This is a genomic window from Streptomyces sp. NPDC029014, assembly GCF_055564695.1.
In genome coordinates this window covers 1-23,411 of sequence record NZ_JBVHVT010000076.1, presented here as the reverse complement: position 1 = coordinate 23,411, position 23,411 = coordinate 1, and the positions used below count along the sequence as shown (strand labels likewise).

General features: G+C 72.7%; 24 protein-coding genes and 1 tRNA gene. 11 read left to right on the top strand and 14 right to left on the bottom strand.

Translation table 11 applies throughout. The annotated features are described in order from the left end of the window. Window positions 1-77: 77 nt before the first annotated feature. Both ACZ4VL_RS31620 and ACZ4VL_RS31615 read left to right on the top strand, forming a co-directional pair. Window positions 78-473 (top strand): hypothetical protein, encoded by a 396-nt coding sequence (locus tag ACZ4VL_RS31620; RefSeq protein ID WP_468206794.1) that lies wholly within the window; start codon window positions 78-80, stop codon window positions 471-473. Between the two features lie 100 nt (window positions 474-573). After that, window positions 574-1,449, top strand: a complete 876-nt coding sequence (locus ACZ4VL_RS31615) for a spermidine synthase (RefSeq protein ID WP_468206791.1) — start codon at window positions 574-576, stop codon at window positions 1,447-1,449. A 27-nt stretch (window positions 1,450-1,476) separates the two neighbouring features. On the opposite strand, the gene ACZ4VL_RS31610 is transcribed toward ACZ4VL_RS31615, so the two are convergent. Then, the gene (locus tag ACZ4VL_RS31610; RefSeq protein ID WP_468206788.1) at window positions 1,477-2,034 is read right to left on the bottom strand and encodes a hypothetical protein; all 558 of its coding nucleotides are present in this window, start codon (window positions 2,032-2,034) and stop codon (window positions 1,477-1,479) included. Window positions 2,035-2,113: 79 nt separating this feature from the next. On the opposite strand from ACZ4VL_RS31610, the gene ACZ4VL_RS31605 reads away from it, so the two are divergent. The 5 genes from ACZ4VL_RS31605 (at window position 2,114) to ACZ4VL_RS31585 (ending at window position 5,950) form a co-directional block, all read left to right on the top strand. Then, the gene (locus tag ACZ4VL_RS31605; protein ID WP_404237566.1) at window positions 2,114-2,803 is read left to right on the top strand and encodes a response regulator transcription factor; all 690 of its coding nucleotides are present in this window, start codon (window positions 2,114-2,116) and stop codon (window positions 2,801-2,803) included. After that, a complete protein-coding gene (locus ACZ4VL_RS31600; RefSeq protein WP_468206785.1) occupies window positions 2,800-4,188 on the top strand; it encodes a sensor histidine kinase in 1,389 nt (462 codons plus the stop codon). Before ACZ4VL_RS31605 ends, ACZ4VL_RS31600 begins: the two co-directional genes overlap by 4 nt. A 79-nt stretch (window positions 4,189-4,267) precedes the next feature. Continuing rightward, window positions 4,268-4,432, top strand: a complete 165-nt coding sequence (locus ACZ4VL_RS31595; protein WP_468206783.1) for a DUF5993 family protein — start codon at window positions 4,268-4,270, stop codon at window positions 4,430-4,432. Between the two features lie 17 nt (window positions 4,433-4,449). Further along, complete coding sequence (locus ACZ4VL_RS31590) at window positions 4,450-5,106, top strand: disulfide bond formation protein B (RefSeq protein WP_468206781.1); 657 nt, start codon at window positions 4,450-4,452, stop codon at window positions 5,104-5,106. A gap of 130 nt (window positions 5,107-5,236) precedes the next feature. After that, window positions 5,237-5,950: an NADPH-dependent F420 reductase gene (locus ACZ4VL_RS31585; RefSeq protein ID WP_468206778.1), complete on the top strand. Its 714-nt coding sequence runs from the start codon at window positions 5,237-5,239 to the stop codon at window positions 5,948-5,950. Window positions 5,951-6,021: 71 nt separating this feature from the next. On the opposite strand, the gene ACZ4VL_RS31580 is transcribed toward ACZ4VL_RS31585, so the two are convergent. Beyond that, complete coding sequence (locus tag ACZ4VL_RS31580) at window positions 6,022-6,516, bottom strand: MarR family winged helix-turn-helix transcriptional regulator (protein WP_468206775.1); 495 nt, start codon at window positions 6,514-6,516, stop codon at window positions 6,022-6,024. A gap of 118 nt (window positions 6,517-6,634) precedes the next feature. On the opposite strand from ACZ4VL_RS31580, the gene ACZ4VL_RS31575 reads away from it, so the two are divergent. Continuing rightward, on the top strand, window positions 6,635-7,522 hold the full coding sequence (locus ACZ4VL_RS31575) for an NAD(P)H-binding protein (RefSeq protein ID WP_468206772.1): 888 nt from the start codon (window positions 6,635-6,637) through the stop codon (window positions 7,520-7,522). Here the strand turns inward: ACZ4VL_RS31575 and ACZ4VL_RS31570 are convergent. The 4 genes from ACZ4VL_RS31570 to ACZ4VL_RS31555 all read right to left on the bottom strand — a co-directional run bounded on the left by ACZ4VL_RS31570 (window position 7,514) and on the right by ACZ4VL_RS31555 (window position 10,424). Next, window positions 7,514-7,586, bottom strand: a tRNA-His gene (locus ACZ4VL_RS31570). The two genes, ACZ4VL_RS31575 and ACZ4VL_RS31570, sit on opposite strands and share 9 nt — an antisense overlap. Before the next feature lie 118 nt (window positions 7,587-7,704). Then, on the bottom strand, window positions 7,705-8,307 hold the full coding sequence (gene orn, locus ACZ4VL_RS31565) for an oligoribonuclease (protein WP_361084445.1): 603 nt from the start codon (window positions 8,305-8,307) through the stop codon (window positions 7,705-7,707). A 118-nt stretch (window positions 8,308-8,425) separates the two neighbouring features. Then, entirely contained in the window at window positions 8,426-9,598 is a 1,173-nt protein-coding gene (locus tag ACZ4VL_RS31560) for a helix-turn-helix domain-containing protein (RefSeq protein ID WP_468206769.1), read from the bottom strand. Between the two features lie 373 nt (window positions 9,599-9,971). Next, the gene (locus tag ACZ4VL_RS31555; protein ID WP_468206767.1) at window positions 9,972-10,424 is read right to left on the bottom strand and encodes a hypothetical protein; all 453 of its coding nucleotides are present in this window, start codon (window positions 10,422-10,424) and stop codon (window positions 9,972-9,974) included. A 340-nt stretch (window positions 10,425-10,764) separates the two neighbouring features. Here ACZ4VL_RS31555 and ACZ4VL_RS31550 point away from each other — a divergent pair, with 340 nt between their 5' ends. Continuing rightward, entirely contained in the window at window positions 10,765-11,295 is a 531-nt protein-coding gene (locus tag ACZ4VL_RS31550) for a universal stress protein (RefSeq protein ID WP_468206764.1), read from the top strand. Window positions 11,296-11,392: 97 nt separating this feature from the next. Continuing rightward, the gene (locus ACZ4VL_RS31545; RefSeq protein WP_468206761.1) at window positions 11,393-11,962 is read left to right on the top strand and encodes a GPR1/FUN34/YaaH family transporter; all 570 of its coding nucleotides are present in this window, start codon (window positions 11,393-11,395) and stop codon (window positions 11,960-11,962) included. Window positions 11,963-12,080: 118 nt separating this feature from the next. Here the strand turns inward: ACZ4VL_RS31545 and glmS are convergent, their stop codons facing one another. From glmS to ACZ4VL_RS31530, 3 genes are all read right to left on the bottom strand, one after another. Beyond that, on the bottom strand, window positions 12,081-13,898 hold the full coding sequence (gene glmS / locus ACZ4VL_RS31540; RefSeq protein ID WP_468206758.1) for a glutamine--fructose-6-phosphate transaminase (isomerizing): 1,818 nt from the start codon (window positions 13,896-13,898) through the stop codon (window positions 12,081-12,083). 86 nt (window positions 13,899-13,984) lie between these two features. Continuing rightward, complete coding sequence (locus ACZ4VL_RS31535; RefSeq protein ID WP_468206755.1) at window positions 13,985-14,260, bottom strand: hypothetical protein; 276 nt, start codon at window positions 14,258-14,260, stop codon at window positions 13,985-13,987. Window positions 14,261-14,369: 109 nt separating this feature from the next. After that, window positions 14,370-15,284: a DUF4429 domain-containing protein gene (locus tag ACZ4VL_RS31530; RefSeq protein WP_468206752.1), complete on the bottom strand. Its 915-nt coding sequence runs from the start codon at window positions 15,282-15,284 to the stop codon at window positions 14,370-14,372. A 51-nt stretch (window positions 15,285-15,335) separates the two neighbouring features. Here ACZ4VL_RS31530 and ACZ4VL_RS31525 point away from each other — a divergent pair, with 51 nt between their 5' ends. Next, complete coding sequence (locus ACZ4VL_RS31525; protein WP_468206749.1) at window positions 15,336-16,934, top strand: beta-N-acetylhexosaminidase; 1,599 nt, start codon at window positions 15,336-15,338, stop codon at window positions 16,932-16,934. A 107-nt stretch (window positions 16,935-17,041) separates the two neighbouring features. Here the strand turns inward: ACZ4VL_RS31525 and ACZ4VL_RS31520 are convergent, their stop codons facing one another. The 5 genes from ACZ4VL_RS31520 to ACZ4VL_RS31500 all read right to left on the bottom strand — a co-directional run bounded on the left by ACZ4VL_RS31520 (window position 17,042) and on the right by ACZ4VL_RS31500 (window position 23,295). Beyond that, window positions 17,042-18,823 (bottom strand): IucA/IucC family protein, encoded by a 1,782-nt coding sequence (locus ACZ4VL_RS31520; protein WP_468206747.1) that lies wholly within the window; start codon window positions 18,821-18,823, stop codon window positions 17,042-17,044. Beyond that, window positions 18,820-19,404 (bottom strand): GNAT family N-acetyltransferase, encoded by a 585-nt coding sequence (locus ACZ4VL_RS31515; protein ID WP_468206744.1) that lies wholly within the window; start codon window positions 19,402-19,404, stop codon window positions 18,820-18,822. Before ACZ4VL_RS31515 ends, ACZ4VL_RS31520 begins: the two co-directional genes overlap by 4 nt. Continuing rightward, entirely contained in the window at window positions 19,401-20,720 is a 1,320-nt protein-coding gene (locus ACZ4VL_RS31510) for a lysine N(6)-hydroxylase/L-ornithine N(5)-oxygenase family protein (protein ID WP_468206741.1), read from the bottom strand. The genes ACZ4VL_RS31515 and ACZ4VL_RS31510 overlap by 4 nt, the downstream gene beginning before the upstream one ends. Further along, window positions 20,704-22,185, bottom strand: coding sequence for a pyridoxal phosphate-dependent decarboxylase family protein (locus ACZ4VL_RS31505; RefSeq protein ID WP_468206738.1), 1,482 nt, complete (start codon window positions 22,183-22,185; stop codon window positions 20,704-20,706). Before ACZ4VL_RS31505 ends, ACZ4VL_RS31510 begins: the two co-directional genes overlap by 17 nt. A gap of 201 nt (window positions 22,186-22,386) precedes the next feature. Continuing rightward, complete coding sequence (locus ACZ4VL_RS31500) at window positions 22,387-23,295, bottom strand: siderophore-interacting protein (RefSeq protein ID WP_468206735.1); 909 nt, start codon at window positions 23,293-23,295, stop codon at window positions 22,387-22,389. Window positions 23,296-23,411 lie beyond the last annotated feature (116 nt).

The window sequence follows — 23,411 nt, the reverse complement described above, 5'->3', positions numbered from 1 at the left end:
CCCTTGCGGGGTGGGAGGCGACTCCCGCCCGGCCCGTAGGCGATCGATGAGGGGTGGTTCCCCTGGTGGAGGCCGGCATGGAGAGCGCAGGAACGAACACCCCGCCCCTCGGGTGTGACGCACCGGACATGGTGACCGTGCCCGCGCGGCAGGGCCTGGAGGCCGTGGACATCATCCGCCGGGCCGCGGTGAGCCGGGCCGGCGGCGTCGGCCCCGTGCTGCACGACGACGCCGGCGCCACCCTCGGCTTCCTCGTGCCGCCCGGCACCGCCGACGCCTGGGACCTCCCGGGCAGCGCCTGCACGCAGACCGACGGGCGCGGAATGCGGTTCGGCGACGTGCTGCCCGCCGCCGGGGACCGCGGCTGGCTGCTCCCGCCGGAGGCCGTCGACGCGGTCACCGACCCGGAGGTGCTGCGGGCCGCGCTCGGCGAGGCGGCCCGGCTGATCGAGGCCGCCGACAACTGCCGCTGAGCAACGGCCGCCGGGTCCGCGCGCCCGGCCCGGGGCGGACCGGGGCCGAGCGGCGGGCGGGGCCGGGCGGGGTCGGTGTACGGCCGGGGACAATGGGGTGGTGGCAGGCAAGGGCAGAGGCAGCAGACAGCGCGGGCGCGGTACCTCCGAGGCGGTCGTCGGGCAGGTGGGCGGCGGGCGGGCGGAGCTGGAGCCCGACCGGGAGCGGGCCGGGGCCTGGACCCTGCTGCTCGACGGGGCCCCGCAGTCCCACGTCGACCTCGACGACCCGGGGCACCTTGCCTTCGCCTACCAGCGCCGCATCGGCCACCTCATTGACCTCGCCGCCCCCGACCGGCAGCCGCTGAACGTGCTGCACCTCGGCGGCGGCGCCTTCACCCTCGCCCGCTACACGGCCGCCGCGCGCCCCCGCTCCACCCAGCAGGTCGTCGAGATCGACGCCGCCCTGGTGGCCTTCGTGCGCGAGCACCTGCCGCTGGACCCGCAGGCCCGGATCCGGGTCCGGGCGCTGGACGCGCGGGCCGGGCTCGCGAAGGTCCCGGACGGCTGGGCGGACCTGGTGATCGCGGACGTCTTCAGCGGCGCCCGCACCCCGGCCCATCTGACCAGCACCGAGTTCCTGGACGACGTACGCCGGGCCCTGGCGCCCGGCGGCTGGTACGTGGCCAACCTCGCGGACGGGCCGCCGCTCGCGCACCTGCGCGGCCAGATCGCCACGGCCGCGGCCCGCTTCACGCACCTGGCCATGGCCGCGGACCCGGTGGTGTGGCGGGGGAAACGGTTCGGCAACGCGGTCCTGGCGGCCGCCGACCGGGAACTGCCCGTCGCCGAGTTCACCCGCCGCGTCGCGAGCGACCCGCACCCGGGCCGGGTCGAACACGGCCGCGCCCTCACCGACTTCGCAGGCGGCGCGGCCCCGGTCCGCGACACCTCGGCCGTGCCGTCCCCGCAGCCGCCGCCGTCGGCCTTCCAGTGAGCGGGCCCCGACGGCGGCCCGGACGGACTACCCCTCGTACGTCTCCACCAGCGGCGGGTGGCCGTTCCAGGTGCAGAAGACCGACATCTCGCGGTCGCCCTTGGTGAAGGTCACCCGGATCCAGAACGGCTGCTTCCACACCTGCATCTGCCAGCCGGCGTCCGGGGTCGCCGAGACCAGGTCCGCCGAGGACGCCCCGAGGTCGAAGACCACCCGGCCGCCGTTGACCGTGTACGCCTTCACCGTGCCGCCGCCACCGCCGTACCCCTGCTCGCCGGGCGGGGGCGCGCCGGCGGACGCCTTCGGCGACGGCTTCGCGGGGGAGGCCTCCGCGGACGGCGACGCCGAGGCCGACGGGGACGCCGACACCGACGAGGAGGCCGTCGCGGACGCGGACGGGGACGGCGAGCCGGCGGCCGCCGCCCCGTGCGTCGACGAGGACTGCGGCTTCGTGGCCAACGGCACCGCCAGCGGCGGATCGTAGGCCGTCCCGGACATCACCGTGTGCACGCCCCACCACGACAGCGTCACCGCTGCCCCGGTCGCCAGCGTCCAGGCGAAAGCGTGTACAAGTCCTCGGTGCATCAGCCCACATACTGCACCACCGGCCCCGAACACCGCCCGACACCCCGCCGGGTCCCCCGAATGGACTACGGTGCGGCCCATGGCAAGTGTGCTCGTGGTCGAGGACGACCAGTTCGTACGTTCCGCCCTCATCCGGCACCTCACCGACGCCGCGCACACCGTGCGCAGCGTCGGAACGGCCCTGGAGGCCCTGCGCGAAGTCGCCCACCACCGCTTCGACGTGGTCATCCTCGACCTGGGCCTGCCCGACCTGGACGGGTCGGAGGCGCTCAAGATGCTGCGCGGCATCACCGACGTACCGGTGATCATCGCCACGGCGCGGGACGACGAGGCCGAGATCGTCCGGCTGCTCAACGACGGCGCCGACGACTACCTGACGAAACCGTTCTCCGTGGAGCACCTCTCCGCCCGCATGGCGGCCGTGCTGCGCCGTGCCCGGTCCGCCGCCGGGGCGGAGGCGCCCTCGCGGGTCCTGCGCGTGGGCGGCCTCGCCATCGACCCGCTGCGGCGGCAGGCCGAACTGGACGGGGCCGTCCTGGACCTCACCCGGCGCGAGTTCGACCTGCTGGCCTTCCTGGCCGGCCGGCCCGGGGTGGTCGTGTCCCGGCGCGAGCTGCTCGCCGAGGTGTGGCAGCAGTCGTACGGCGACGACCAGACCATCGACGTGCACCTGTCCTGGCTGCGCCGCAAGCTCGGCGAGACCGCCGCCAACCCCCGCTACCTGCACACCCTGCGCGGGGTCGGGGTCAAGTTGGAGCCGCCCCGGTGAGGTGGGCGCTGGTCAAGGTGTGCCTGGCGGTCACGACCATGGTGGTCGTCGCCTTCGCCGTGCCGCTCGGGATGGTCGTCCAGGAGATGGCCAGCGACCGGGCGTTCTCCAACGCCGAGCGGCAGGCCGCCACCATCGGCCCGACCCTGTCCATCACCACCGACCCGGGCCAGCTGCGCAGGGCCGTGGAGTCCACGGAGATGGGCGCCGCCCAGCGGATGGCCGTCCACGTGCCGGCGATCGGCGGCGGCGCGGCCGTGGAGATCGGCACCGGCTGGGCCGGCGCCCACGCCGTGGCGGAGACCCGGCGGCTCGGGCGGGCGATGACGGTGCCGCTGGCGCGCGGCGGATCGGCGCTGCTCCAGCCCACCGCGCTGGGGTCCGGGGACATCGCCGTCGTGGAGATCCTCGTGCCCGAGCGGGAGGTCAGCAACGGTGTCGCCACCGCCTGGCTGGTCCTCGCGGGCGTCGGCCTCGCCCTCGTCGTCGGCTCGGTGGCGGTCGCCGACCGGCTCGGCGCCCGGCTGGTGCGGCCCGCCGAACGGCTCGCGGACGCCGCGCACCAGCTGGGCGAGGGCCGGCTGGGGGCGCGCGTACCGGAGGCCGGGCCGAAGGAACTCCGGTCGGCGGCCGTCGCGTTCAACTCCATGGCGGACCAGGTCGTGGAACTCGTCGCCAACGAGCGGGAGCTGGCCGCCGACCTGTCGCACCGGCTGCGGACGCCGCTGACGGTGCTCCGGCTCAACACGGCCTCGCTCGGCGACGGTCCGGCCGCCGAGCAGACCCGGGCCGCGGTCGAGCAGCTGGAGCGGGAGGTCGACACGATCATCCGGACCGCCCGCGAGCAGCGCGCGCCCGGGGCGGCCGGGGCCGGCGCCGGAGCGGGCTGTGACGCCTCCGAGGTGATCCGGGACCGGATGGCCTTCTGGTCGGCGCTCGCGGAGGACGAGGGGCGCGAGGTCCGGCTCGCCGGCGTGGACCGGACGGTACGGATCCCGGTCGCCCGGCCGGAGCTGGCCGCCGCTCTGGACGCCCTGCTCGGCAACGTCTTCCGGCACACCCCGGAGGGCACGGCCTTCGCGGTCGACGTGCACGACGCGGGGGACGCCGTCATCGTGCTCGTGTCCGACAGCGGGCCGGGCATCGACGACCCCGACGCCGCCCTGCGCCGGGGCAACGACGGTGCCCGGGACGGCTCGACGGGCCTCGGGCTGGACATCGTGCGGCGGGTCGCCGAGGGGACCGGGGGCGACGTGCGGATCGGCCGCTCGGTGCTCGGCGGCACCGAGGTCCGGCTGTGGATCGCCCTGGACGACCGGGCCCGCAGCGGCGGGGCGCGCGGCGGGCGGGAGCGCCGCGGCCGGCGCAAGCGGCGCGGCGGCTGACGGTCAACCGGCGGAACGGGCCCGCGGCCGGGGCGCGCCTCTCGGGGTGCACGCGCTGTTCGTCGGTACGGTCCGCCGCATGGACACCCTCATCTTCGGCGCTCTCCTCGCCACGCTGGTCGCCCTGTGCCGGGACGCGTCGCGGACGGCCGTCCTCGGCGCCTGGTGGGTCACGCTGACCGCGGTGGTCCTGCTGGCGGCGCACCATCTGGCCGGCGGTCCCGGCACCGGCCCGCTCCACTGACCGCCGCCGTGGCCACGATGGAGAGCATCCTCCCGGAGACCCCGCTGGAGGGCGGTCTGCTGGGACGGGCGCAGTACTGGTTCGCGTGCCTCTTCGCGCTCGGCTGGACGGGCGTCGTCGGCGCCGGCCTCTTCACCCAGCTGGTGCTGGGGGAGCAGCCGCCCTGCCCGTTCTGCGTGGTGCAGCGGATGTTCATGCTGCTGGCCGCGACCGGGGCGGCGTACATCGTGCGCACGGCGCTCACGCACGGGGCGCTGACCGGCCGCGACTACATGACGGGCTGGGGACTGGCGCTGGCCGCGGTCGCCGCCGGCTCGTTCGCCTCCTGGCGACAGGCGGCGCTGCACGCCGTGCCCGGCGTCGGAGGCCTGGGCGGCGGGGGCAGCCAGGTCCTCGGGCTGCACCTCGACGTGCGGGCGTGGATCCTCTTCCAGGCCTCGGCCGTCGCGGTCGGCATCGTCCTGGCCTCCGCCCACGCGACCGCGGACCGCGCCGTTCCGACGTCCGGGCCGGGGCCGCACCGGGCGGCGGGGCAGCTCGCCCTGTGGCTCCTCGGGCTGGTCGTCGCCGTGAGCGGGCTGGCCGTGCTCCTGCAGGAGGGGGCCCACTGGTTCCTGCATGACGACCCGCAGCGCTACGAGTTCTTCCGCGATCTGCGGATCCTGGGCGGGTAGCGGGCGTACGGTCCGGCGTACGGGCACGGTGCGCGGCCGCGCACGGCAGGACACGGCGGGGCACAGTAGGGCGCGGCAGCACACGCGCGGGCACGGCAGATCAGGACGTATCGGAAGGATCGGAACGCTCATGCGCTACGCAGTCCTCGGCACCGGGATGGTCGGCCGCACGGTCGCCGCCCGCCTGAACTCCCTCGGCCACGAGGTCGTCATCGGCACCCGCGACCCCGACGTCACCGCCGGCCGCGACGAGTTCGCGGCGTGGCGGGCGGGCGACCGGGGCGCGGCGGACGTCGGCCTGGCCGGCTTCGCGGAGGCCGTCCGGCACGGCCGGACCCTGGTCAACGCCACGGCCGGGAAGGCCAGCGTCGCGATCCTGGCGGAGGCCGGCGCCGCGCACCTGGACGGCAGGATCCTGATCGACATCGCGAACCCGCTGGACTTCTCCCACGGGTTCCCGCCGACCCTGGACCCGGTGAACGACGACAGCCTGGGGGAGCGGATCCAGCGGACCTTCCCGGGGCTGCGGGTGGTCAAGACGCTGAACACCATGAACTGCCGGATCATGGTGGAGCCGGCGCGGGTTCCGGGAGAGCACACGGTGTTCCTGTCGGGCGAGGACCCCGAGGCCAAGGCGGAGGTGCGGGCGCTGCTGCACGCGTTCGGCTGGCCGGAGGCGAGCGTGCTGGACCTCGGCGGCATCGAGACCGCCCGCGGGACGGAGATGCTGCTCCCGGTCTGGCTGCGGCTGATGGGGGCCCTCGGGCACACGGACTTCAACTTCCACGTCCAGGGCGCCCGCAGGGGCGGCGCGGGCGGCCTGGTCGCCGGCGCCGACGCCTGACCCCGGCCTCCGCGAGGGCGTACGGTCCTGCTGGATCGTGTGCGAGGTCCAGGAGGGCCCGCAGCTGCGGTTCAGCCGCCGGACTGGAGCCGTTCGGCCTGGGACCGGCCGACCTCGGCGGCGCGGTGCAGGTAGTCGGCGATGAGGGCGAGTTCGGCGTCGGAGTAGCGGTCGAGGACGGCGCCGAAGGCGCGCCCGGGGATCTCCCAGGCCTCGCCGATCCGGTTGCGGGCGTCGGGGTCGAGGGCGACGAGGGAGCGGCGGCGGTCGTTCGGGTCGGCGAGCCGCTCGACGATTCCGGCCTTGACCAGGCGGTCGACGAGACGGGTGGCCGAGCCCGAGGTCAGGCCGGTGAGGCGGGCGACGTCGCCGGTGCTGACGGGGCCGGGCTCCAGGTCGAGCAGCGCGATGCACTGCATGTCGGTGGGGTGGAGGCCGACGTGGTCGGCAAGGGCCTGGGTGAAGAGCGAGTAGTCGGCGTAGTGGCGCTGGCTCTCGGTCACGACGTGCGCGAGCAGCTCGGCGCGGCTCCACTGCTCACCCGAACGGGGGGAATCGGTTGACATCGGCTTCTCCATGCCTGAAATTTAATTGCGTGACACAGAGAGTGTTCGGTACACAATCTGTATCGCGGAGTGATCCTATCGCGCGCTGCCCGACCCAGAACAGGAAGCAGGTCCCGCCATGTCGATCCTCGTCACCGGTGCCCGAGGCGCCGTCGCCCGCAATCTCGCCGCCCTCCTGGGCGCCCGCGGCATCGCCCACCGCCTCGGATCCCGGGAGCCGGACGGTCCCGGCACGGTCCGCTGCGACCTGTCAGATCCGGGCACCTTCCCCGAGGCCCTGGCCGGAGCCCGGTCCGTCTTCCTCTACGCGGAGGCCTCCGGTATCGAGGCCTTCGTCGAGGAGGCCGTCGCGGCAGGCGTCGAGCACGTCGTGCTCCTGTCCTCCTCCGCAGTGCTCGCCCCGGCCGCCGCCGACAATCCGCTGGCCGCCGCCCACCGCGCCGTGGAGGACGCCCTGCTCGCCTCGCCGCTGCGGGCCACCCTGCTGCGCCCCGGGTCCTTCGCGACCAACGCCCTCGGCTGGGCCGGACCGCTGCGGGCCGGCGTGCCCGTCCGGCTGCCGTACCCGGGAGCGCACACCGACCCGGTCCACGAGGCCGACCTCGCGGAGGCCGCGTACGCCGTGCTGACCGACCCCGACCTCGCCGGGCGGGCGTACACCCTGACCGGCCCGCAGTCGCTCACCTTCGCGGACCAACTGTCCATACTCGGCCGCGCCCTCGGGCGCCCCGTGCCGTACGAGGAGGTCACCGCCGAGCAGTGGAAGGCCGAGGTCGGCGCCTTCATACCCGGGCCCTACGCCGATGCGCTCCTGGAGTACTGGGCCGCGGGCGACGGCGTCCCCGCCCCCCTCACCGACCATGTGACCCGTCTCACCGGTCGGCCCGCCCGGTCTTTCGGGACCTGGGCCGAGGAGCATGCCGGTGACTTCCCGGCCGACGGCGTCCGGAACGCAGAAGACCCCGGCCCGCTCGCGCGGACCGGGGCCTCCGGTAAGGGTGAGTGACGGGACTCGAACCCGCGGCCACCTGGACCACAACCAGGTGCTCTACCAACTGAGCTACACCCACCATGTCCGGTCGGAAACCGACCGGCCGAAGAAAAGGGTACAGGGTCCGGAAGGGTGCTCGCTCCCCCGATTCCGCCGACCCCTCCTCCGGGAGGGTTCCGGAAGGGTCCCGGTGGCCGCTACTCGGCGGGCAGGACGTGCTTCGCGGCGATGGACCGCGCCGTGTCCGAGTCCGGGCCGGGCTGCGGGACGAAGACCGCCTCCCGGTAGTAGCGCAGCTCGGCGATGGACTCCTTGATGTCCGCGAGCGCCCGGTGGTTGCCGTTCTTCGGCGGGCTGTTGAAGTAGGCCCGCGGGTACCAGCGGCGTGCCAGCTCCTTGACCGAGGAGACGTCCACGATCCGGTAGTGCAGGTGGCCCTCCAGCGCGGGCATGTCCCGCAGCAGGAAGCCGCGGTCGGTGGAGACCGAGTTGCCGCACAGCGGCGCCTTGCGGGGCTCCTTCACGTGCTCGCGGACGTACGCCAGGACCTGCGCCTCGGCGTCCGCGAGGGTGGTTCCACCGGCCAGCTCGTCGAGCAGGCCAGAGGCGGTGTGCATCGCGCGCACCACGTCGGGCATGGTCTCCAGCGCCGCGTCCGGCGGGCGGATCACGATGTCCACGCCCTCGCCGAGCACGTTGAGCTCCGAGTCGGTGACCAGCGCGGCCACCTCGATAAGTGCGTCGTCCGCCAGCGAGAGGCCCGTCATCTCGCAGTCGATCCACACCATGCGATCGTTCATGCGTCCACCTTATGCGCTCGCCCGGCGGATCCGGCCGGGCCCGCATGACGGAAGGCCCCCGCACCGGTCGTGACCGGCACAGGGGCCTTCGGGAGTCGGGCAGCGCCCGGCGCCGGGGCTACGCGTGCTCGCGCAGCACCCGCGACGGGGCGTACAGCTCCGCCACCGCCGAGCCGGAGGCGGCCAGCGCCGCCGCCGCCCGCTGGGGCTGCGGAGTGCGCTGGTGCGGCACGGGACCCCCGGAGAGGTCCGACACCTGCGCCCCGTCGCCCTGGGGGCGGCGGGCCCGGTAGGCCGAGCGGTAGGCCGCCGGGGAGGACCCCAGCTGCCGGCGGAAGTGGCCGCGCAGCGCCACCGGCGAGCGGAACCCGCAGCGCCCGGCGACCTCGTCGACCGAGTAGTCGGAGGTCTCCAGCAGGCGCTGCGCCTGCAGCACCCGCTGGGTGATCAGCCACTGCAGCGGTGCGCTGCCGGTCAGCGAGCGGAACCGCCGGTCGAAGGTGCGCCGGCTCATGTAGGCGCGGGCGGCGAGCGTCTCCACGTCGAACTGCTCGTGGAGGTGCTCCAGCGCCCAGGCGACGACCTCGGCCAGCGGGTCGGCGCCGATCTCCTCCGGCAGCGACCGGTCGAGGTAGCGCTCCTGGCCGCCCGTGCGCCGCGGCGGGACGACGAGCCGGCGGGCCAGAGCCCCGGCCGCCTCGCTGCCGTGGTCGGTGCGCACGATGTGCAGGCACAGGTCGATTCCGGCCGCGGTGCCCGCGGACGTCAGCACGTCGCCGTCGTCGACGAACAGCTCCCGCGGGTCGACGTGGACGGACGGGTACCGCTTGGCCAGTGTCGGCGCGTACATCCAGTGCGTCGTCGCGGGCCGGCCGTCGAGCAGCCCGGCCGCGGCGAGCACGAACGCTCCGGTGCACAGTCCGACGATCCGGGCCCCCTCCTCGTGCGCCAGACGCAGTGCGTCGAGCGCCTCCGGAGGCGGCGGCGATGTGATGGAGCGCCAGGCCGGGACGACGACGGTGCCCGCGCGGGCGATCGCCTCCAGGCCGTAGGGCGCGGTCAGTTCGAGTCCGCCGGTGGTCCGCAGCGGACCGTCCTCACCGGCGCACACGAGCAGTCGATAGCGTGGAACTCCCGCGTCCTGCCGGTCAATGCCGAACACGGAGAGTGGAATGGAGCTCTCGAAGATCGGCCCGCCGCTGAACAGCAGCACCGCAACGATCTCCCTGCGGCGACGCCCCGCGAGCTTCCTGCCGGCGTCCGTGACGACGGCGGTGGAATCCTGGCTCATGGCTAAGCCCCCCTTGGGTGTCGCGACTCCCTGGTCTGGTCGCACCTGCACGTTTCCCCTCGGCCTTGCACGTGGATCCCCCGCCGTAAAACATGATCGAATCTACTGCGTCCCGTGGTGTCGGCGTGACAAGTTCAGCACGCAGCGCTATGTCGACTTGGCAACTTGGCGAAAAGCATTCGATCAGGAAGCGTTCCACTCCGCTACCGGAGTAGGAAGCTCGCGCTCCGGCCGTGGCCAGTACCCATCGGGTCTTCCGGCCTGCCTCCCACCATCGTCGCCGGTGGTGGGAGGTGCGGAGGGGCATTCCGGCAAGACCGGCACCTTGCCGCGAAGTTGGCTGAAATCATGCGGGTGTGGGTGTGTGAATCGGTCAGCCCCTCCGACGGGCCCCGCGGGAGGAGTTGCAGCCGCGCCGCGCCCCGTTCCGGCCCCCGCCGTGGGCCCCGCCCCCGCCGCGCGAGTGCCGCCGGCGCCGGTCCGACGCCGGCGTCCGGCCCTTCGTCAGCACCGCCACCGCGCCCCGGCTCCCCTTCTCCGACCAGCGCAGCATCACCCGGCACACCGCCGTGACGGCGACCAGGCCGAGGGTGGCCACGGCGGCCCCGCCGAACGTGCCCCCGTACACGACGAGGACCACCGGGACCAGCAGGCAGCTGAAGGCGGCCCAGCGCACGACGTCACCCGTGGGGTCGTCAGGGGAGTGCCTGCCGGACTGCACGGACGGGTGAACGGGGGCGGGGGCGACACGGGGACTCGTGTCGGCGATCGGGGTGGGCTGCGTCGACTGGGCGGGCTGGACGGGGTGAACCGGATGGCCGGGCACGGCGTGCTCCCTGCGGGCTCTCCTGGGCGGTCGGACGCCTGTCCAACGGTGTGCGGCGGGGCTCGGTCACTGTGCACGCGGGTGGCGCGTCGGGGGCGCTCGTCACTGCCTGTAGGGGACAGCGGGCATTGCCAAGGCGGCCTCGCTCCGGCATGCTCCCTGGGACGCTCTCCAAGTGCGGCAAGCCCTGTCCAGGACAGGAGTGTCGCCGTACCCTGGTGGGTAAGGGCTTGGGAAGATGCTTCCCGGACGGAGCTCCGTCACCCTGAGTCGTCGATTTCGCCCACTGCCTCCCCGTCGTCTTGTCCCTTCCCCCGAGGACCTCTTCGCCGAGACATCCATGGCCGGTCACGAATTCCCCGAACCCGCGGATCGCAAGCGCAAGCCGCTCGCCGATCACATGCCGAGCGATCTGCGCGCGGCGGAACAGGCGCGCCCGTCCTGCGACCCGGCCTTCCGTCACGGAGTGGTGGTGGGGTTCGACGGCTCCACCTCCAGCGAGCGCGCGCTCGCGTACGCCATCGGGATGGCCCGGCGGTCCGGATCCGGCCTGATCATCGTGCACGTGGCCAACCGGCTGCCCACCACCGTGTGGGCCGGGTGCGAGCCGCCGGTCTTCGTGGACGTGCCCGACCACCGCACCGAGGTCCTCGGGCTGGAACTGGCCTGTGCGGACTACTTGGCCGAGGTGCCGTGGATCCTGGTCGAGCGGGGCGGGGACATCTGCCACGAGCTGGAGGAGGTCGGCCGGGAGTACTCGGCGGACGCCATCGTGGTCGGTTCCACGCACGGGATCGTCGGCCGGATCTTCGGGTCCGTGGCGGGCCGGCTCGCCAAACGCGCGCAGCGACCGGTTGTTGTCATTCCGTAACCGCCACCCTGTCGATTGTGCGGTTGTGCACCCCTGTAAAGGGTAGATAAATGCTGCTGGGACGCAGCACACAACTGCAGATCGAAGGGAGCCCGCCGTGGACAACGCTGTCTCTGCGGGAAGCTCGGCCTCGACCTCGACCCTCGGGAACATCGCCCTGGGTCTCACCCTTCTCGCATTCGGTATCGGCCACACCGGCATCGTCAGCGGAGTGTCCGCGGCGGACGCCGTGTCGCTCGCCACCTACGTCGGCGGCTTCGCCCTCTTCGTCCTCGGACTCCTGGAGTTCCGCGGCGGGAACGGCTTCAACGGCACGGCGTTCGCAGGCCTCGGCGCCTTCTGGTTCACCTGGGCCGCAGGGGCGGACGGAAAGGTTTCCGCGCACGCCGCGGGCCTGTTCCTGATCCTCTTCGCGCTCCTCGCGCTGACCCTCACCACGGGCGCCGCGCGCGGACTGTTCGGCCAGGGCGCGTACGCCCTGCTCACCCTCTCGCTGCTGCTCCTCGCGATCGGCACCCTCGCCGACAGCGGCGGGCTGGCCAAGGCCGCCGGCTGGGTGGCGGCCGTCTCCGGGCTGCTGACCTGGTACGGCGCGACGGCCGCTCTGGCCCACTGGCCGACGGCCCTCGGCAAGGCCTCCGGCGGGAGCGCCGTCGCCGCGAGCTGAGGGACGGCACGGCGCGAACCGTACGGCGGGGCCCGCCGGCGGCGCGCCACGGCAGGAAGACGGAACGGCCCCCGGGTGTCCCGGGGGCCGTTCTCGTGGGTGCCCGTGGCGGGGGCGACTACTCGACCGTGACGGACTTCGCCAGGTTGCGCGGCTTGTCGATGTCCCGGCCCAGGGCCAGCGCCGTGTGGTACGCCAGCAGCTGCAGCGGGATGCCCATGAGGATCGGGTCCAGCTCGTCCTCGTTCTTCGGGACGACGATGGTGTGGTCCGCCTTCTCCTGCTCGCGGTGCGCGACGGCCAGGATCCGGCCGCTGCGGGCCTTGATCTCCTCCAGCGCGGCGCGGTTCTTCTCCAGCAGGTCGTCGTCCGGGACGATCGCGACCGTCGGCATCGCCGGCTCGATCAGGGCGAGCGGACCGTGCTTGAGCTCGGAGGCCGGGTAGGCCTCGGCGTGGATGTAGGAGATCTCCTTGAGCTTCAGGGAGGCCTCCAGGGCCACCGGGTAGCCCCGCACGCGGCCGATGAACATCATCGACTTGGCGTCCGCGTACTCGGCGGCGAGCTTCTTGATGTCCTCCTCGCCCTTGAGGATCTCCTCGATCTGGGCGGGCAGGCGGCGCAGGCCCTCGATGATCCGCTTGCCGTCGGTGACGGACAGGTCGCGTATCCGGCCCAGGTGCACGGCGAGCAGCGCGAAGGCCACGACCGTGTTGGTGAAGCACTTGGTGGAGACCACGCAGACCTCGGGGCCGGCGTGCACGTACACGCCGCCGTCGGCCTCGCGGGCGATCGCGGAGCCGACCACGTTGACGACGCCGAGGACGCGGGCGCCCTTGCGCTTGAGCTCCTGGACGGCGGCGAGGACGTCGTAGGTCTCACCGGACTGGGAGACGGCGATGTAGAGGGTGTCGGGGTCCACGACCGGGTTGCGGTAGCGGAACTCGGAGGCCGGCTCGGCGTCCGCGGGGATGCGGGCCATGCCCTCGATGAGGCTCGCGCCGATCATGCCGGCGTGGTACGAGGTGCCGCAGCCCAGGATCTTGACCCGGCGGATGCCGCGGGCCTCGCGCGGGTCAAGGTTCAGGCCGCCCAGGTGCACGGTGGAGAAGCGGTCGTCGATGCGGCCGCGCAGCACGCGGTCGACCGCGTCGGGCTGCTCGGAGATCTCCTTGTGCATGTAGGTGTCGTGGCCGCCCATGTCGTACGAGGCGGCCTCCCACTCCACGGTCTCCGGGGTCGCGGTGGTGGAGGTGCCGCTGGTGGTGTACGTGCGGAAGTCGTCGGCCTTGAGGGTGGCCATCTCGCCGTCGTTCAGGGTGACGACCTGGCGGGTGTGGGCGATCAGAGCGGCCACGTCGGAGGCGACGAGCATCTCCTTCTCGCCGATGCCGAGGATCACCGGGGAACCGTTGCGGGCGACGACGATGCGGTCGGCGAAGTCGGCGTGCATGACGGCGATGCCGTAGGTGCCCTCGATGACCTTGACGGCCTCGCGGACCTTCTCCTCCAGGGTGTCGGCCTGGGAGCGGGAGATGAGGTGGACGATCACCTCGGTGTCGGTCTCCGAGACGAAGACGACGCCCTCGGCCTCCAGCTTGGCGCGGAGCTCGGCGGCGTTGTCGACGATGCCGTTGTGGACGACGGCGACCTTCTCCTCGGCGTCCAGGTGCGGGTGGGAGTTGATGTCGCTCGGGGCGCCGTGGGTGGCCCAGCGGGTGTGGGCGATACCGCTGGTGCCGGCGAAGCGCTTGGGGACGCGGGTCTCCAGCTCACGCACGCGGCCCTTGGCCTTGACGACCTTCAGCGCCGGGGACTTCGGGCTGTTGACGACGATGCCCGCGGAGTCGTATCCGCGGTACTCCAGCCGCTGCAGGCCTTCGAGCAGCAGTGGTGCCACGTCGCGCTTGCCGATGTATCCCACGATTCCGCACATGAAGTGTTGCCCCTCCTGAGGTTCGGGTGTCGCTCTTGCCGCCGCCGAGGCGGCTCGTGTGCCGTGACCGGTGCCGTGCGGGCCGGTCAGCCGTAGACGATGCGGCGCAGCTGCCGCAGGGACAGCTCCGGCGGAGCCACGGCCCGGTGCGGCAGCTCGGCCGCGATCCGTTCGAAGATCGCCGCGTTGAGGGCCCCGCCGGACTGGAGCTCCCGGTGGCGGCGCCGGACGAATTCCTCGGTCGTCTCGTCGAAGTACGCGAGCACGTCGAGCACCACCCGGGAGGCCTCCCCGCGCTGGAGCGCGGTGCTGCGCACCAGGTGTTCGACAAGATCGTCGTACGACGGGCGGCGGTCGAGCACTCGTAGATATTGACGTCCGGGGCCCCGGAAAAGCAAAGATCCTGCCCGAATGCGGGCAGGATCACGCTGGTACGTACCTGCGGAATGCATCGATCCGCTAATGAACCGGCTAGAAACGCCGCAAAACGGCCTGTTTGGCGGCTGCGAACTCGTCCGCCGTGAGGATCCCCGACTGGTGCAGCTCGCCCAGCTCCCGCAGCCGCCGCAGCAGCGCATCGTGGTCCTCCCCGCCGACCGCCCCGGCCGGTGCGCCCGCCGCCCGCTGCTCGGGCGCCGGAGCCAGCGACGGCGACTGCGCCGGCACCGGAACCGGCTCGGCCGGAGCCGTCGGGTGCGGCATCCGCACCGCCACGGCCGCGGCGACCAGCGCCATCAGCGGGTCCTTCTTGAAGCCGAACAGCTCCACCGTGTACGGGTCGTACTTGGGCGCCGGAGCCGGCGCCGCCCCCGTCAGGCCGAACCGGATCCAGCCGTTGTCCAGGCCCTTCGACGGCGACCACTCCACCGACCGCAGGTCCGCGACCCGGAACTCGCGCGGCCCGCCCGAGCTCTTGGCCTCCTCCGTCGTCCAGTTCCAGTCCAGGCCGATCCGGTCCCCGTCGAAGGCGACCGTCCCGTCCCCCGCCCCCACCGAGATCGGCACCGCCGGCCCCGGCAGCACGTACGCGTCCAGCGGGCCCGCCGGCACCTGCTCCAGCAGCAGCGCGTTGCGCACCTCGTCCACGAAGTACTCGGCCACCCCGCCGCGGTCCGACTCCACCGTCAGCCGGTACGGGTCCGAGGCCTCCGGCAGCCGCCCCCCGGTCACCTGGAGCAGCGGGCACGCCCCGTCGCGCAGCCTCAGCCGCAGCCGGCCCGTCCTGCGGCCCGGCTCGTGGCTGATCCCCGCCAGGGCCCGCAGCGGTACGACCACCTCGCCGAGGGTCTGGCGCAGCAGGCCCACTCCCTTGTCCCGACCGGGCACGATGCGCACCGCGTCCCCGTCGAAGGTCCACGTACCGTCCTTCTGGATGATTTCCGCCATCCAGCGATTCTCGCACCGTCCCCAGCACGGGAGTTGGCCTATACCTGGGCCATGAGAGTCCTGCGACGCACGCTCGGCGCCCTCCTCGTCCTCGGCACGCTCGTCTCCTGCGCCTCCGCCCGCGGCGCCGACGTCCGGCCCGGGAACGCCCGCCCCGGCGGGGCCGGACCCGCCGCCGCCCCCACCCCCTACGAGCGGCTCCTGCCCGCCCCGGCCTCCGCGCAGGCCGCGGGAGCCGGCTACCCCGTCGCGGCGGGCACGGTCGTCCGCACCGCCCCGGCCGGCGGCGCCGAGGTCCGGCGGGTCGGCGAGCTCCTCGCCGAGCAGCTGCGCGGCCCCACCGGGCTGCCGCTCCCCGTGGTCCACGGCTCGGCCGGCGACGGGATCCGGCTGCGGATCGACGAGCGGGCCCAGGGGGTCGGGGAGGAGGGGTACCGGCTGGACTCCGGCCCGCGCGGGGTCACCCTGACCGCCCGCACCCCGGCCGGCCTGTTCCACGCCGGGCAGACCCTGCGCCAGCTGCTGCCCGTGTCCGGGCCGGGCACCGTCCCGGGCGGCCGGATCACCGACGCGCCCCGGTTCGCGTACCGGGGGGCCATGCTGGACGTCGCCCGCCACTTCTTCACGGTGGAGCAGGTCAAGCGGTACGTCGACCAGCTCGCCCAGTACAAGGTCAACGTCCTCCACCTGCACCTGACCGACGACCAGGGCTGGCGGATCGCCATCGACTCCTGGCCCCGGCTCGCCGAGTACGGCGGCGGCAGCGAGGTCGGCGGCGGCCCCGGCGGCCACTGGACGAAGGACCAGTACCGGGACCTGGTGGCGTACGCGGCCGAGCGGTACGTGGACGTGGTCCCCGAGATCGACATGCCGGGCCACGTCAACGCGGCCCTCGCCTCCTACCCGGAGCTGAACTGCGACGGCAGGGCACCCGAGCGCTACACCGGAACCAAGGTCGGCTTCAGCTCGCTGTGCGTGGCCGAGGAGCGGACGTACGAGTTCGTCGAGGACGTGCTCGGCGAGTTGGCCGCCCTCACCCCCGGCCGCTACCTGCACATCGGCGGCGACGAGGCCCACCAGACCCCGGCCGCGGACTACGCGGCGTTCATGGACCGGGCGCAGCAGGCCGTCGCGCGGCACGGCAAGACGGTGGTGGCCTGGCACCAGCTCGCCTCCGCCCGGCCGGCCCCGGGCGCGGTCCTGCAGTACTGGGGCCACGACCGGACGGCGGCGGCGGAGAAGGCGGCGGTGGCCGCGGCGGCGAAGGCCGGCCACCCGCTGGTCCTGTCGCCGGCGGACCGGCTGTACCTGGACATGAAGTACGACACGGCGACGAAGCAGGGCCTGGCCTGGGCCGGCTACGTGCCGGTGCGCCGCTCCTACGACTGGGACCCGGGGACGTACCTGCCCGACGTCCCGGAATCGGCCGTCCTCGGCGTGGAGGCGCCGCTGTGGACGGAGACCATCGCCACCCGCGCCGACCTGGAGTACATGGCCTTCCCCCGGGTGCTGAGCCTCGCCGAGCTGGGCTGGAGCCCGGCCCCGCGGGACTGGGGCGCGTACGGCGGGCGCCTCGCCGCCCAGGCAGCCAGGCTGGATGCCCAGGGCGTCGCGTTCCACCGCGCCCCGGACGTGCCCTGGGAGGGGTGACCGGAAGGAGGAAAGGAGGAGCGGAGGAAGGGGCGGGAGCCGGGGAAGGGCGAGGGGCGGGACCGCCCTGCGAGGGACCGTAGTCGCACGACGGGCCCGCCCCGTGCCTACCGGCGCGCGAAGGGCGCGACGGGGTTCTTGAGGTTGCCGATCAGCTGGAGCGCCGCCGACGGGTCGGCGAGGTCGACCATCTGCTTGTTGTTGCGCAGCTGGAGCCGGTTCAGGCAGGACAGCTGGAACTCCTGCGCGAACAGGTCGTAGCGCTCGAAGCGCTCCGCGAGCTGCGGCATCGAGTCCTGGTAGGCGTGGGCGCAGTCCGCGACCGCCCGCCAGAACACGTCCTCCTCGCAGACCCCCTCCGTGGCGAGGATGGGGCCCAGGAAGCGGAAGAAGCAGTCGAAGACGTCGGTGAAGACCGACAGCAGCTTCATGTCCTCCGGGATGTCCGCCCTGATCCGCTCCACCGCCGGCGGCAGGACCGCGTCCGGGTCCATGACCACGATCTCCTCGGCGATGTCCTTGAAGACCGCCCGCTTCACCACGCCGTTCTCGATGACGAGGATGGTGTTCTCGCCGTGCGGCATGTACGCCAGGTCGTACTGGTAGAAGCAGTGCAGCAGCGGGACCAGGTAGGCCCGCAGGTAGTGGCGCAGCCACTCCGCCGGCGTCAGCCCCGACTCGGCGATCAGGGCGCCGACGAAGGACCGGCCCTCGAAGTCCACATGGAGCAGCGACGCCATCGTCGCGAGGCGCTCGCCCTCCTTCAGGGAGGCGACGGGCGACTCGCGCCACAGCGCGGCCAGCATCTTGCGGTACGGCGAGTAGCGGTCGGTGGCGCGCTCGTACTGGCGGTGGTGGTAGCCGATGGCCGCCCGCTCGCGGATGATCGAGAAGTCCACCGACTGCAGCACCTCGTCGGACTCGATCAGGCGGTGCAGCCAGTCGTTGATCGCCGGGGTGGCCTCCATGTAGGCCGCGGACAGGCCGCGCATGAAGCCCATGTTGAGGACCGAGATCGCCGTCTTGACGTAGTGCTTCTCGGGGGCGCTGGTGTTGAAGAAGGTCCGGATGGACTGCTGCGCCAGGTAGCTGTCGGTTCCCTCGCCCAGCAGCACCAGGCGGCGGTTCGCGATCTCCGCGGCGAAGGTCACCGTGGTCTTGTTCCACCACTGCCAGGGGTGGACGGGCAGCAGGTGGTAGTCCGCCAGGTCCAGGCCCTGGGCGGCCATCCGCTCGGCGAAGACCGCGAGCGTCTCCTCGCCCAGCTCGTCCCGCATGAACGCGTCGTGTTCCAGGCCGGCGCCCGCCGTGAAGGTGGAGACGTCCTTGTGGGCGGCCACCCACACCAGGTGGACGGGGGCCGCCGCCTCCGGGGCGTAGGCGCGGTACTCGTGGACGCCGAAGCCGAGGCGGCCGTTGTTGGCCACGAAGCAGGGGTGGCCCTCGGTCATGCCCGTCTCGATGTCCTGGAACGAGGACTTCGCCAGGACCGCGGACGGCACCTGCTCCTTGGTGTACTTGAAGCCCGAGCCGGCCAGCGTGGAGGAGATCTCCTCCAGGTAGACCGGCAGGACCTCGGCGCTCAGGCCCAGCGCCTCGCGCATCTCGATGTGGAAGTCGAGGGCGTCCAGCGGGAGCTCGGCGCCGCCCCGGACGCGGGTGACCGAGGACTCGTCCACGGCCCAGTGGTCGAGGGCGTGGCGGCTGGCCGTGAAGCGGTACTCCACGGTCCCGTCGTCGCTGCGGACCGCGTACGACCCGTCGCCGAGCGGCTCCGGGGTCAGCAGGCGCTCGTGGGCGAACTCGGCCAGGGCCTTGCGGACCAGTGCGCGGTTCGCCCGCTCCCACAGCTCGGGGGAGAGGTGGGATATCGCGTCGGCGAGGCTCATATCGCCGCTCCTGTCAGGCCGGTGGCCGTCTCGAACTGTTCGCGGGTGCAGAAGCTCAGCAGGGCTTCCTTCTCCGGCTTCTGCACGGGGCCGTCCACGACGAAGCCGACGGCCTCGTTCAGGGCGTGCACGGCCGTGTTGCTCACGTCCGGCTCGACGACGACGCGGCGGGTCTCCGGGTCGGCGAACAGGGCGGCCATGACGGTGGTGATCACGGCGCGGGTGAAGCCGTGCAGCGGCGTGTCGCTGGGCGCGACGAGGAAGTGCATGCCGACGTCGCCGGGCTGGGCGTCGTACAGGCCGACGAGCTCCAGCCGGCTCGGGTCGTAGCGCTCCATGAGGAAGGCGGGGCGGCCCTCGTGGAGGCCGATGTACGCGTCGTGGTGCTCGGCGGCCGCGATCTTCATGTATTCGCGTTCGACGTCGGGCAGCGAGGCGTCCTGCATCATCCAGAACGCGGCCTTGGGGTGGGTCACCCAGCCGTGGAGCAGCTCCGCGTCGGAGAACGGGTCCAGCGGCCGGATGGCGAAGGTGCCGAGGGCGGCGTCGGTACGGGAGTACAGGGGTTCGGTGGTGCTCATGCGTGCGTGCCTTCCGGGGCCGCGAACTGCTGGAACGCGATGGACTTCTCGACCTTGTAGTACTCGCGGCCCAGCATCTCCTTGACGAGGTAGGCGTTGCGGTACGCGGCCATGCCCAGGTCGGGCGCCGTGATCGAGTGGTTGTGGACGGTGCCGTTCTGGAGGTAGACCTCGCGGCCGGTCACGTCGATGCTGTAGTTGCGGGCCGCGTCGGGTCGGCCGTGGCCGTCGAAGTTGAGGCGGTCGCGGACCGGCGCGAGGAACTCCGGCAGCACGAACTTGTAGCCCGTCGCGAGGACCAGGCCCTCGGTGGAGAGGGAGAAGTCGCGCTCCTGCTCCTCCTGGCGCAGGCCCAGGGTGTAGGTGCCGGTGGTGGTGTCGTACGCCGCCGAGTTCAGCGAGGTGTTGGTCAGCAGGGTGGTGGGCACCGGGCCCGGCATGCCGACCTTCTTCTGGTAGAGCAGGTCGAATATGGCGTTGATGAGCTCGCCGTCGATGCCCTTGAAGAGGTTCTTCTGCTGCGTCTCGAGGCGGTAGCGGGTCTCCTCGGGGAGGGCGTGGAAGTAGTCCACGTACTCCGGGGAGGTCATCTCCAGCGTCAGCTTGGTGTACTCCAGCGGGAAGAACCGCGGGGAGCGGGTGATCCAGTTGAGCTGGTAGCCGTGGACGTCGATCTCCGCCAGCAGGTCGTAGTAGATCTCCGCGGCGCTCTGGCCCGAGCCGACCAGGGTGATGGACTTCTTCTTCTGGAGCTCCGCCTTGTGCTGCATGTAGGTGGAGTTGTGGATGAAGTCGCCGCCCAGCTGCCCGCAGGCGGCCGGGACGTACGGCGGGGTGCCGGTGCCCACGACCAGGCGGCGGGTCAGGTGGGTCTCGCCGCGGTCGGTGCTGACCGCGTACACGCCGGCCTGCTCGTCGTACGTGACCTCGGTGACGGAGGTGGAGTACTGCACGTTGTCGAGCCGGTCGGCGGCCCAGCGGCAGTAGTCGTTGTACTCGGTCCGCAGCGGGTAGAAGTTCTCCCGGATGTAGAAGGAGTACAGCCGGTCCTTGTCCTTCAGGTAGTTCAGGAAGGAGAAGGGCGAGGTGGGGTCGGCCAGGGTGACCAGGTCCGACATGAACGGCGTCTGCAGGTGCGCGCCGTCCAGGAACATCCCGGCGTGCCACTCGAAGTGCGGCTTCGTCTCGATGAAGAGGCCGTCGAGCTCGTCGATCGGGGCGGTCAGGCAGGCGAGCCCCAGGTTGAAGGGACCGAGGCCGATGCCGATGAAATCGAGCGGCTGGCGGGGGTCACGGGGCTCACGAGACGACTGCAAGGGATTCTCCCAGGTACTGCTCGGCGTGGGACGCGAGCAGGTCGAGCACGGCCTCGATGTCGGCCGTGGTGGTCTGCGGGTTGAGGAGGGTGAACTTCAGGTACTGCTTGCCGTCGACCTTGGTGCCGGCGACGACGGCCTCACCGGAGGCGAACAGCGCCTTGCGGGCGTGCAGGTTGGCCTCGTCGACGAGGTCGGCGCGCACGTCGCCCTCGGGGACGTAGCGGAAGACCAGGGTGGAGATCTGCGGGCGGACGACGACCTCGTAGCGGGAGTCGGCGTCGATGATGTCCCAGCCGGCCGCGGCCAGGTCGATGACCTCGTCGAAGAGCTGCCCGATGCCGTCGGCGCCCATCGTGCGCAGGGTCATCCAGAGCTTGAGCGCGTCGAAGCGGCGGGTGGTCTGGATGGACTTGTCGACCTGGTTCGGGATCCGCTCCTCGGCCATGCGGCGCGGGTTGAGGTAGTCCGCGTGGTACGTGGCGTGCTTGAGGGTGTCGCGGTCGCGGACCAGCACCGCGCTGGAGCTGACGGGCTGGAAGAACGACTTGTGGTAGTCGACCGTGACCGAGTCGGCGTGCTCGATGCCGTCGAGGAGGTGCCGGCGGGTGGGGGAGACCAGCAGTCCGCAGCCGTAGGCGGCGTCCACGTGCATCCAGGCGGAGTGCTCGGTGGTCAGGCGGGCGATCTCGGGGAGCGGGTCGATGGACCCGAAGTCGGTGGTGCCGGCGGTAGCCACGACGGCCATCGGGTACAGGCCCTCGCGGACGCACTCCTCCAGCTCCAGGGCGAGGACGGAGGTGTCCATGCGTCGGTTGCGGTCGACCGGGACGGCGATGACGGCCTCGTAGCCGAGGCCGAGCATGGCGGCCGACTTCTTGACGCTGAAGTGGCTGGCCTCGGAGGTGAAGATGCGCAGCCGGGGCAGGACCTCGGACTTGGCGAGGGCGCGGTCGCTGCCCTGCATGACCTTCCGGCAGGCCTCGTCGCGGGCCAGGAGCAGCGCGTGGAAGTTGGACTGGCTGCCGCCGGAGGTGAAGACGCCGTCCGCGGCCGGTCCGAGGCCGATGCGCTGGGCGGTCCAGTCGATCAGGCGGCGCTCGATGAGGGTGCCGCCGATGGACTGGTCCCAGGTGTCCAAAGACGAGTTGACGGCCGAGAGGATCGCCTCGCCGAGGACGGCGGGGATGACGACCGGGCAGTTGAGGTGGCCCAGGTAGCGCGGGTGGTGGAAGTAGACCGCGTCGCGCAGGTAGACCTCCTCCAGCTCGTCGAGGACGGCGGCCGGGTCCTCCAGCGGGCGGTCGAGGTCGATCCCGCCCACGACCGGGGCGAGTTCGTCGACCGATATCCCGGTGTGGGGGCCCTGGACGGTCGCGAGTTTGGCCGCGACGCGCTCGACGCCCTCGATGACGGAGCGGCGGTAGTGCTCCGAGGTCGTCTCGTTCAAGAGATGCGAGCGCATCAACTTTCCTCCGGGCAGGGGGAGAAGGGTGGGGAAGATGTTGCTTAGGTTAGCCTAACCTAAGTTGCAAGCCAAATAGGGGCGGGCCCTGGCCGAAAGCCAGGGCCCGTCGAAGCGTTCTCAAGGGAGTCCGGAGGCGGTCGATGCGCGGTCGAGGTGGGGGAACCGTGGGGGAGCCGTGGGGGGCCGCGCCGGAGCCGTCTACAGCGCGGCGCCGGGGTCCTCGCTGGGCGCCTGGCCCGCGTAGGCCTCGGCGAGGAGCTCCTCCTCGCTCACGCCCAGACGCCAGTAGCCGGTGAAACGCACCGCACGCCGGTCGATGGAACGTTCCTGCACCAGGTGGCGGCGCACGGCGCGGATCGTTCCGGCCTCGCCCGCCAGCCAGGCGTACGGGACCTCGCAGGCAGGCAGTTCGGCCGCGCGCACCGTGTCGACGACGCGCTCGGTGCGGCCCGGGCCGCCCTCCCGCACGATCCAGGTGACGTCCGTACCGGCCGGGGCGTTCAGGTCGAGCCGGTCGTCGGCGTGCGGGACCTCGAAGAAGGCCGTGACGCGCAGACCGGGGTCGATCCCCTCCAGGATGGCTGCGGCCGCCGGCAGGGCGGTCTCGTCCGCGTACATCACCAGCGCGTCCGTGCCGGCGGGCGGCTGGAAGCGCACGGACTTGTTCTCCGCGACGGCCGGCCCGATCGCCAGGATCCGACGGCCGGTCACCGCCCGCCCGGCCCAGGCGGAGGCCGGGGAGGAGTCCCCGTGCAGCACGAAGTCGATGTCGACCTCGACCGCTCCCTCGGCCGTCGTGCGCTGCTCGCGCACGGTGTAGGAGCGCATCACCGGACGCTCCTCGTCCGGCATCCCGCGCCAGCCCGCGAACCAGGTGTCCTCGTCCGTGGACGGGAGTTCGGTGTGCTCCCGGTGGGCGGGCGGCAGGAAGAGCGACAGGCTCTGGTCCCGGCCGCCCGAGCGGAAGCCAGCGAGGGCCTCGCCGCCGAAGGTGACCCGCAGGAACGAGTGCCCGAGGCGGCGGGTGCGGACCACTTCCATCGTGAAGAAGCGGAAGTGGGCCACGGCCGCGGTGGCGTCAGCGGTCTCGGGCGCGGTGGCGGTCATACGGAATCCCCCCTGGGAAGTCGGGCGGGGGGGGGGGGGGGGGGGGGGGGGGGGGGGGGGGGGGGGGGGGGGGGGGGGGGGGGGGGGGGGGGGGGGGGGGGGGGGGGGGGGGGGGG